2 protein-coding genes and 2 pseudogenes are annotated in these 2,026 nt (G+C 67.6%); 2 read left to right on the top strand and 2 right to left on the bottom strand.

Features of this window, described 5'->3' with window-relative positions; genetic code table 11:
• Positions 1-249: pseudogene (locus tag X803_RS19895) on the bottom strand (molybdopterin molybdenumtransferase MoeA); the annotation flags it as partial.
• A 147-nt stretch (positions 250-396) separates the two neighbouring features.
• Between X803_RS19895 and moaA the strand changes: the two are divergent.
• Together moaA and X803_RS0112960 are read left to right on the top strand one after the other, a co-directional pair.
• A complete protein-coding gene (gene moaA, locus X803_RS0112965; protein WP_051470741.1) occupies positions 397-1,473 on the top strand; it encodes a GTP 3',8-cyclase MoaA in 1,077 nt (358 codons plus the stop codon).
• Between the two features lies 1 nt (position 1,474).
• A complete protein-coding gene (locus X803_RS0112960) occupies positions 1,475-1,726 on the top strand; it encodes a MoaD/ThiS family protein (RefSeq protein WP_026545463.1) in 252 nt (83 codons plus the stop codon).
• A gap of 23 nt (positions 1,727-1,749) precedes the next feature.
• Here X803_RS0112960 and X803_RS21555 read toward each other — a convergent pair.
• Positions 1,750-2,026, bottom strand: a pseudogene (locus tag X803_RS21555) (insulinase family protein); the annotation flags it as partial.

Raw genomic sequence — 2,026 nt, 5'->3', positions numbered from 1 at the left:
CGGCACGGGCCGCGCAATGGCGAGCCGCAGGGGTTCAGCACCTCCGAGGTCATCGCGGTGGACCGCATAGCCGTCCATCTGGGAGTTGTCGAACGGCGGCAGGCTGACCGGGGCCATCAGGTCTTCGGCAAGCACACGCCCCCGGGCGGCTGCCAGCGGCAGCGTTTCGGCCGGCCGGTCTGCGAACGCGCTGCTGTACCGCAGCAGGCCGAGCACGGCCTGCTGGTGTTCCTCGACTGTTCGTGTCATTGTGCCCCGTTGTATCAACCCGCGCCGACAGTGTGTTCTGCGGCATCGAATGCTGCAGTTACCAAGACTAGCCGCGCTGACCGCCGGAACCACCCGCCCGCCGGGGCCCGGATAGAGGCACCGGCGCAAAGGGCGTAACCTCGGACTATGGCAATCCGACTTGGCAGCCCTTACTTCCGCACGGGCGCGGACGCACAGCAGAGCGGACTGCTCGATTCCTACGGCCGCCGCGCTACCGACATGCGGCTTTCGCTCACGGACAAATGCAACCTCCGCTGTACCTATTGCATGCCGGCGGAAGGCCTCCAGTGGCTGCAGAAGGACCAGGTGCTCTCCCGCGAGGAGATCGTGCGCCTCGTCGGTATCGGAGTGGACCTGTTGGGCATCCGCGAGCTGCGGCTGACGGGCGGCGAGCCGCTCGTCCGGGCAGACCTGGTGGACATCATCGCCGATATCCGCGCACGGCACCCGGAGCTTCCGGTCTCGCTGACCACCAACGGGCTGGGCCTGGACAAGAAGGCACAGCGGCTCAAGGACGCCGGCCTGACCCGCATCAATGTGTCCATGGACTCGCTCCATCCTGACACCTTCGCCCAGCTGACCCGCCGTCCGTTCCTGGACCGGGTTCTCCGCGGTATTGAAGCGGCAGCCGCCGTCGGGCTCGGGCTGGTGAAAATCAACGCTGTGCTGATGCGCGGCATCAATGACCATGAGGCGCCGGACCTGCTCGAATGGGCGGTGAGCCGTGGGTTTGAGCTGCGATTCATTGAACAGATGCCGCTGGACGCTGACCATGGGTGGACCCGGGAAGGAATGATCACCGCGGCCGAGATCCGCGACCGGCTGAGCGAACGCTTTCTGCTCACCCCTGATCCGCGCAACCGCGATGGTGCCCCGGCTGAGCGGTGGGAGGTGCGCCGGCCGGAAGCGCCCGACGTCGTTCTCGGCACGGTGGGTATTATCGCCTCAGTGACCGAGCCCTTCTGCTCGGACTGCCGGCGGACCCGCGTCACCGCGGAAGGCAAGATCATGAGCTGTCTTTTCTCACGGGAGGAAACCGATTTGAGGGACCTGCTCCGCTCCGGAGCCGACGACGACACCATTGCCCAGCGCTGGCAGGAGGCCATGTGGGCCAAGCCCAAGGCGCACGGCATGGGCCATACGGGCCTGGGAGCACCGGATTTTGTGCAGCCGGACCGTTCCATGAGCGCGATCGGCGGCTGAGGTGCTGGTTCGATACTTCGGCGCGGCGCAGGCGGCCGCGGGCGTCCCCGAGGAACGCCTGGACCTGGACAGCGCACCCCTGGAGGAGGTTCTGCGGGAGATCCGCAGCCTCCACCCGGACGGCGACCCCTCCATGGCCCGGGTGCTGGACCGCAGCAGTTTCCTGCTCAACGAGGTTGCCCTGCGTAGCCGGACCGAGCCGATCCGGCGCGGGGACGTGCTGGATGTCCTGCCGCCGTTCGCCGGAGGCTAGGGCGGCAGGACACCTGCGCGGGCCTACAGACCCAGCTCAGCCTCACTGTCAAACGGCCCGACGACGGTAATTGTCCGCGGCGCGTCCGCCAGCTGCCGCGCCAGGTCCTGTACCTGTTCGGCGGTCACTGCCCGGACCCGCTCAAGGGTCAGGTCCAGCCCGAGAAATTCACCGCTGACCAGCTCTGCGCGTCCGAGCCTGCTCATCCGCGATCCGCTGTCCTCCAGGGACAGCACCATGCCGCCGGACAATTGGCCGACCGCGCGCCGCAGTTCCTCGTCGCTTACCGGCTCGCTCCGG

This window comes from Arthrobacter sp. 35/47 (assembly GCF_000520475.1).
In the GTDB taxonomy this organism is placed as follows: domain Bacteria; phylum Actinomycetota; class Actinomycetes; order Actinomycetales; family Micrococcaceae; genus Arthrobacter_D; species Arthrobacter_D subterraneus.
The sequence above is the reverse complement of the archived record's forward strand: the minus strand, read 5'-3'. Positions and strand labels throughout refer to the sequence as shown.

What these genes read in the sequence shown, in the direction of transcription:
- moaA (WP_051470741.1), top strand. Translation starts at nt 397, where the DNA reads ATGGCAATCCGACTTGGCAGCCCTTACTTCCGCACGGGCGCGGACGCA.